Annotated in this window: 4 protein-coding genes and 4 pseudogenes; 2 read left to right on the forward strand and 6 right to left on the reverse strand. The window is 70.8% G+C overall.

Annotated features, from left to right (window positions below; translation table 11 throughout):
- Positions 1 to 79: 79 nt before the first annotated feature.
- Positions 80 to 1,396 (reverse strand): MFS transporter, encoded by a 1,317-nt coding sequence (locus ADL12_RS34315; protein WP_062709550.1) that lies wholly within the window; start codon positions 1,394 to 1,396, stop codon positions 80 to 82.
- Between the two features lie 89 nt (positions 1,397 to 1,485).
- Here ADL12_RS34315 and ADL12_RS34320 point away from each other — a divergent pair, with 89 nt between their 5' ends.
- Entirely contained in the window at positions 1,486 to 2,466 is a 981-nt protein-coding gene (locus ADL12_RS34320; protein ID WP_062709552.1) for a winged helix-turn-helix domain-containing protein, read from the forward strand.
- A 9-nt stretch (positions 2,467 to 2,475) separates the two neighbouring features.
- On the opposite strand, the pseudogene ADL12_RS51355 reads toward ADL12_RS34320, so the two are convergent.
- From ADL12_RS51355 to ADL12_RS34335, 5 genes and pseudogenes are all read right to left on the reverse strand, one after another.
- Positions 2,476 to 2,802, reverse strand: a pseudogene (locus ADL12_RS51355) (transposase); the annotation flags it as partial.
- A 132-nt stretch (positions 2,803 to 2,934) separates the two neighbouring features.
- Positions 2,935 to 3,219, reverse strand: a pseudogene (locus ADL12_RS58610) (transposase); the annotation flags it as partial.
- A gap of 227 nt (positions 3,220 to 3,446) precedes the next feature.
- Positions 3,447 to 3,773, reverse strand: a pseudogene (locus ADL12_RS34330) (helix-turn-helix transcriptional regulator); the annotation flags it as partial.
- A gap of 11 nt (positions 3,774 to 3,784) precedes the next feature.
- Positions 3,785 to 3,964 (reverse strand): annotated as a pseudogene (locus ADL12_RS57060) (ABC transporter permease); the annotation flags it as partial.
- The gene (locus ADL12_RS34335) at positions 3,961 to 4,896 is read right to left on the reverse strand and encodes an ABC transporter ATP-binding protein (RefSeq protein ID WP_062709558.1); all 936 of its coding nucleotides are present in this window, start codon (positions 4,894 to 4,896) and stop codon (positions 3,961 to 3,963) included. The gene ADL12_RS34335 and the pseudogene ADL12_RS57060, both read right to left, overlap by 4 nt.
- Positions 4,897 to 5,101: 205 nt before the next feature.
- Between ADL12_RS34335 and ADL12_RS34340 the strand changes: the two genes are divergently transcribed.
- A partial coding sequence (locus ADL12_RS34340) for an ABC transporter ATP-binding protein (protein ID WP_062709566.1) occupies positions 5,102 to 6,861 on the forward strand: 1,760 nt, incomplete at its 3' end.

Raw genomic sequence — 6,861 nt, forward strand, 5'->3', positions numbered from 1 at the left:
TGAACCTTCCATAGGCTGTTCGTGGTCTCAAGATCCCGTACGTGGTCCGACGGCTCGCGGCCGACCCGACCTGCGACGGTTACTGCGCAGGAGAACTACACGCATGCTGTTCGGTGCCGTTCTCTGATCCCGTTGAGCAGTTCGGGACGGGGACCGGGGAGGTGGGCGGGTGCCAGGTGAGAATCCAGCCGGCGGTAAGCACCGCCGCGCCGCCTGCCAGGGCGATTGCGCCGCCTGTTCCGATGCCTGCGGCCACCGAGCCGAAGCAGGCCGGCCCGACGCCCTGCAGCGTCATGCTGCCGGAGCCGAGCAGACCGAAGGCCTGGCCCTGGCCATCCTGCGGCAGGGCGTCCAGGAACGGCCGTTGCAGGCCGAGGCCGTAGGCCAATCCGAAGCCGCAGAGCAGCAGCAGACAGGACGAGACGCCCACTCCGGGCTCGGTGGCGAAGCCGACCAGCGGCACTCCCGTCAGCGCAATCAGCGGGACTACCAGTCGCTCCCGGGTGGGTGGCCGTAGCAGTCGACCCACCAGCAGGTCACCGACAAGCATGCCGACCGGCAGACAGCCCATCAGCACCGCGTACCAGCCGGGCGCGAAGTGGCGTCCTCCCGCGTAGGCGACGATCAGGCCTTCCGCGCCCGCTACGAACGCGGGCGGTAGCCACTGGGCCAGCATCAGTCGTCGTACCGTGTGTCCGCGCAGCAGCAGGCCGGCACCGTGCAGGCTTGCCCGGACGGCCCCGCCATCGCCCCGAGCGCTGCCGGGTGTGCCGCCGAACTCTCCCGGCTGCAGCCGGGGTAGCCGGATGCGGATAGCGAGCGCGCAGCCGAGGTAGAGGGCGGCGCTCACCGCGAGCGCCCGGTGCGGGCCGAGTACCGCGACGACCGCACCTCCCAGCGCCAGACCGAACAATTGCGCGCCAGAGGAGGCGATGTTGTTCAGTGAACGGCCCAGTACATAGGCGTCGCCCTTCAGCCACTGCGCGACCAGCCGACTCGACGCGCCGCCGAACACCGGTGTGGCGAGGGCGACCAGCGCCACGACACCTAGGCTTGCCGCGATCGGCATCCGCACCAGGGCGAGCAGCAGGGCGGCGGCGCACTCCAAGGCGTAGCCGCCGGCGATGAGCGCGCGGGGCGGCACTTGGTCGGCCAGTGAGCCCAGCAGCAGCGAGCCGAACAGCTGCGGGAGAAAGCCGATGCCGAAGACCAGTGCGCTCAACAGCGCGGAGCCGGTGGCCGCGAAGACCAGCACCGAGAACGTGGTGATCCGCAGCGAGCCCGCAGTGATCGCGACGGCGCGGGTCGAGAAGAGCAGCCGGAATCGCGGCTCGGCCAGCACCTCCCGGTAGGTGGCACGGTGGTTGCCCTGCGCGGGTTCGGCGGTTGGGATCATGACGCCCAGCCTCGCCGTGCGCCCACGCCACTCACCAATGATTCGTCGCTGGACGAATCGGAAAAGACGTCCGGCGGTAGCATCGCAGGGTGCTCCGCTTCGAAGTCTCCGTCGAGGACCTGCTGCGCAGCCGCTTCGCACTGTCGCCCGCGATGGACCTCTGCTTTCTGCTCCGCTCGCTCGCCGGCCAAGACCGGCCGCTGCCGCGAGCCTGGGCCGCCCGGCTCCTGCCGGCCTTTGAACGGCTTCGCCGCGAGACCGAACTGGACGCCGTCCTCGCCCTGCACACCCCGCAGTCCGGACCGAACTTCGTCGCCCCGCCCCCGCGCGGCCTCAACCAGACCTGGGCGGACGACCTGGCCGTAATCCGGGCCACACCGCTGGAAGCGGCCCGCCACGAATGCGCCACCACCGCGACCGGCCCGTCCGCCCGTGATCCCCGCGTACGCGCGGTGCTGGACTCGACGGACGCCGTCTCCAGGATCGCCGAGGCGATGGACCAGGCGTGGCACGAGCTGCTCGCCACGGACTGGCCGCACCTGCGCGCGATCTGTGAGCGCGATGTCGTGCACCGGGTGGGGGTGATCGGCGAACACGGATGGGCCACGACCATCGAGAGCCTGCACCCGAGCATCGCCTGGCAAGCCGGCGGTATCGAGGTCGGCCACTTCCCCCCAGTCGGAACAGTCCGCCTCGCCGGCGACGGGCTCCTGCTGATCCCTTCGGTCTTCGTCGGGAACATCGCCGCCCACCTGGAAGACCCCTGGCCCAGGACCTTGATCTATCGTGCCCGCGGCACCGCCGCCCTGTGGGGCGAACAGGCGACCGTCCCCCAACCGGACGCGCTGACCGCTCTGGTCGGCCGGGCCCGGGCCCGGCTGCTGTTGGCGCTGGACGCCCCGGCCAGTACCAGCCACCTCGCCCGAAGCCTCGCCATGGCACCCGGCGCGGTGGGAGACCACCTCGCCATCCTGCGAGGCGCGGGGCTGCTCGTCCGCGCCCGGTCCGGACGGTCGGTGCTCTACCGGCGCACCCCGCTCGGCGAGGCGCTGGTCGCCGGTTCGGGCTGAGGGCTCAGATCAGCACTGTTTTTTGAGGCGCCGCCAGCAGATGATTGCGCAGCCGAGGGTGAGGAAGGCCTGGTGGATGTCGGCGCGGATTTCCCAGCGGATATGCAGTCGGCGGAACCAGCGCAGAAGTGCGAAGGCCGCTTCGACGACCCAGCGGTTCTTGCCCAGGCCGCTTCCGTGCCCGGTGCCGCGCCGGGCGATGAGCGTGCGGATGCCCAGCTCACGGACCTGGCGGGGGTAGACGTTGTGGTCGTAACCGCGGTCGGCGTAGAGGACATCGGGGCGCTGACGGGATCGTCCGCGCTTGCCGCGGATGGGCGGTACGGCGTGGATCAGGAACCCTGGCTCACCTCGTCAGCCGGTGACGCCGTGCCGGAGCTGCTTCTCGGCGCAGAGCAGATGGCGGCCGCTGCCACATTGGGTTGGAGCCGGCCGCACATCGGGCAGACAGCTCTCGTCGTAGTGGACGCGGGCACCGGCCGCGTGCTGATGAGCCCGCACGATGGTGGAGTCGACCGAGATGTCCCAGTCGATCTCGCCCGCGGCGTCGGCCGAGGCCTGGACCTGCTGCAGGGGCCGTACTTCTCGGGAAGATCCCTCAACTGCACGCCGGTCCGCACCCGGTGCAAGATTCCGTCGATCACCTGCCGGTGATCCCGCCACCGGCCACAACGTCCATTGCTCACCGGCCCTCACCGGCAGGAACGGCCGCAACCGTTCCCACTCGGCATCCGTCAGATCGCCCCGCCCCATGCTCGCAACAACGACCCAGGCACGGGGCAGTCACATGATCGCCCGGACAGCTCCTCAGTGCCACGACCGGCCCTGGCTCGCGGAGGACGACGCCGAGACGGGTGCCGAGATCGCGGCTTCGAGATCGGCGGCGCCCGCCCCGACCCGGGGTACCCGCTGGACGGCACGAGCCTCGAGCCGAAGGCGGCGTGGGAGAAGGTCTACGGCACCCTGCTGCCCTGTCCGAGCTAGCCGAGGATCCCCCGCTGGTACGCCGTCGCCACCGCCGCCGCGCGGTCGTTGACGCCCAACTTGGCATACAGGTGGGTGAGATGGGTCTTCACGGTGGCCTCGCTGATGAACAGCTCACGGGCGATCTCGCGGTTGGACGTGCCCTTGGCGACCAGGGCCAGCACCTCGCGCTCGCGGGCGGAGAGGGGCTCGTTGCCGGGAGCTCTGGGGGCACGGACCGCGGAGACCAAGCGGGAGGCGACGGCCGGGGAGAGGACGGTACGGCCCTCGGCGGCGGCGCGGACGGCGGTGAAGAGGTCGTCGCGCGGGGCGTCCTTGAGCACGCCTCGCCGAGCACGGCTATGGTGCGCAGACCGCCGAGGCCGGTCTGGTGCTCGCGGAAGGACGGGATCGAGCCGAGGATCACCAGCAGCAGGGTCGGGAACAGCAGGATCCAGAAGAGCGCGCCGGGTTCGCGGCGGAGGAGGCGGATCTCCGCCTTCAGTACGGCGTTGTTCAGGACGGCCGTGCTCATGCCGCCGCCTCCTTCGTGTCGGCCGTGTCGGCCGTGTCGGTCTTCGTGAGGTCGAGGAACGCGTCGTCCAACGTGGCGTCGGTGACGCGGAGTTGATGGGCGGTGATGTGCCGGCGGGCGAGCAGGGTGATCACCGCGTTCACGGTCTCGTCGGTGCCGGACAGGGTGAGGCGGCCGTCCTTGTGCTCGGCCGACGCGAGCGCGGGCAGCGCGATCAGGTCACCCTCGTCCAGCGGCGCGGACGGCGTGAAACTGATGACGGTGGCCCCTGCTGAGCGGCGGATCAGGCCGGACGGGGTGTCCAGGGCGGCCACCCGCCCCTTGTCGATCACCGCGATCCGGTCGCACAGCCGCTGGGCCTCCTCCATGAAGTGGGTGACGAGGAGGACGGTGACACCGTTCGCGCGGATGTCCTCGATCAGCTCCCAGGTGTCCCGGCGGGCCCGTGGGTCGAGGCCGGTGGTCAGCTCGTCCAGGACGACGATCCGGGGGTTGCCGATCAGGGCGAGCGCGATGAACAGGCGCTGCTTCTGGCCGCCGGAGAGCTTGGCGAACCGGGTGGTGAGCCTGTCGGTCAGGCCGAGGCGTTCGGCGAGGGGCCGCCAGTCCAGCGGGCGCGGGTAGAACGCGGCGTACAGCTCCAGCGCCTCGCGGACGGTGAGCCTGGCCTGCAGCTCGCTCTCCTGGAGCTGCGCGCCGAGCACCCGGCGGGTGGCCTGGTGGTCGGCGACGGGATCGAGGCCGGTCACCCGGACGCGGCCCGCGTCGGGGACGCGCAGGCCCTCGACGCACTCGACCGTGGTGGTCTTGCCTGCGCCGTTCGGGCCGAGGATGCCGAAGATCTCGCCCTCGTCGACGGTGAAGGAGACGCCGTCGACGACGGTTCGGCCGCCGTAGGACTTGCGCAGGTCGGTGACTTCGATGACGGACATGGCTTCAGGGTCGCGGCGGGGCGGCATCCGGCACATCGGCCGTCGCGCTCGAAGGGGCATCAGCCGATCGGTCGATGGCGGCTTACGACTGGCCGGGCGAGGTTGTACGACCCCTCGAACACGCAGGTCGTAGGTCCAGCGGCCGATCGCGGACCGGCCAAAACTCGGTGGGCAGTGTCAGTGGCTATCCGTAGGCTCGCTGCTGATGGTGACGACACGTGCAACCGCCGAGGACAGACCCGATCGATCCGACCGTTCCGCCGTGCGTACGCTGCTGCGCCTGTGGCCGTATGTACGGCCCGTGCGCGTGCGGTTGTTCACCGCCGCGTTCGTGGCGGTCGTCGCCTCCTGTCTGACGCTGGTCTTTCCGCTCGTCCTGAAGTGGATGGTGGACGGGCCCGTCGCCGACCGGGATCCGGCGGGGGTGTGGCTCGGGGCGCTGTACCTGCTGCTGCTCGGCTTCGCGGAGGCGTTGCTGTTCGGGCTGCGGCGGTGGCTCGTGGCGCGGCCGCTGGCGGGGGTCGAGGCGGGGATGCGGGCGGATCTGTACCGGCATCTGCAGCGGCTTCCGGTGGCGTTCCACGACCGGTGGGGGTCGGGGCAGTTGCTGTCGCGGGGCACGACCGATCTGATGCTGCTGCGGATGTTCCTCGCCTTCCCGTTGACGTTTCTGCTGGTCAACAGCGTGACGATCCTCGTCGGCGTGATCATCATGCTGCTCCAGGACTGGACGCTGGGGCTGGTGATCCTGATCCCTGCCGTGCCCGTGATGGTCACCTGCGTGGTCTTCGAGAAGCGGTACGCCACGGTGGCGCGCCGCGCGCAGGACCAGGTCGGCGATCTGACGACGGTCGTCGAGGAGAGCGTGCTCGGGATCCGGATCATCAAGGGGTTCGGGCGGCACCGCAGTCAGGCACTGGCGTTCCGGGAGCTGTCACGGACGCTGCGTGGCACGGAGCTGCGCAAGGCCCGTCTGCTGGCGACGATCTGGGGCGTCATCGTCACGCTGCCCGAGGTGGCCATCGGGGCGGCGCTGGTGCTGGGCACCGTGCAGGTGGCGGACGGGGAGTTGTCGGCGGGGACGCTGGTGGCGTTCTTGTCGACCGCGCTCGCGCTGCGCTGGCCCGTGGACTCGATCGGCTTCCTGCTGGCGATGAGCCAGGAGGCGGCGACGGCTACGGAGCGGTACTTCGAGGTCATGGACGAAACGCCGGAGCCGGAAGCGCCCCAAAGCGGCGCGGGGCTGCAATCGATGTGCGGCTACCGCCGAGCGGGCGCGACCAGCCCCGCACAACCCGCAGCGGACAACGATGGAATCCGCTTCCACAACGTCCGGTTCCGCTATCCCGACGCCCCCGCCGACTCCCCGCCCATCCTCGACCACATCGACTTCCACATCCGCCCCGGCGAGTCCATGGCCCTCGTAGGCGCGACAGGCAGCGGCAAAACGACCCTCACCGCCCTCGTCCCCCGTCTCCACGAGGTGACGTCCGGCCGCATCACCCTCGACGGCCAGGACATCTCCGCGATGCCGAGGGAAACGCTGCGCGAACTCGTGGCCGTCGCCTTCGAGGAGCCCACCCTCTTCTCTGCGAGCGTCGCGGACAACGTTCTCATGGGGGCCGCGGACGGGGCGGGAGAGCCCGAGTTGGAGCGGGCGCTCGGCGTCGCGCAGGCCGGCTTCGCGCACGCCCTGCCGCACGGGACCGGGACCCAGGTCGGCGAGCAGGGCCTCAGCCTCTCCGGCGGGCAGCGGCAGCGGCTGGCGCTCGCCCGGGCGGTCGTCGGCCGACCCAGGTTCCTCGTCCTCGACGACCCCCTGTCCGCCCTCGACGTGCACACCGAGGCCGCCGTCGAAGCCGCCCTGCGCGACGTACTCGCCCAGACCACCGCCCTCATCGTCGCCCACCGCCCCTCCACCGTGCTCCTCGCAGACCGCGTCGCCCTGCTCTCCAGCGGCCGTAT

It is taken from the genome of Streptomyces regalis (assembly GCF_001509475.1).
Taxonomy (GTDB): domain Bacteria; phylum Actinomycetota; class Actinomycetes; order Streptomycetales; family Streptomycetaceae; genus Streptomyces; species Streptomyces regalis.

Bases quoted from the DNA above. Each gene is read 5' to 3' on its own strand.
- ADL12_RS34315 (WP_062709550.1), bottom strand. From the start codon at position 1,396: ATGATCCCAACCGCCGAACCCGCGCAGGGCAACCACCGTGCCACCTAC.
- ADL12_RS34335 (WP_062709558.1), bottom strand. From the start codon at position 4,896: ATGTCCGTCATCGAAGTCACCGACCTGCGCAAGTCCTACGGCGGCCGA.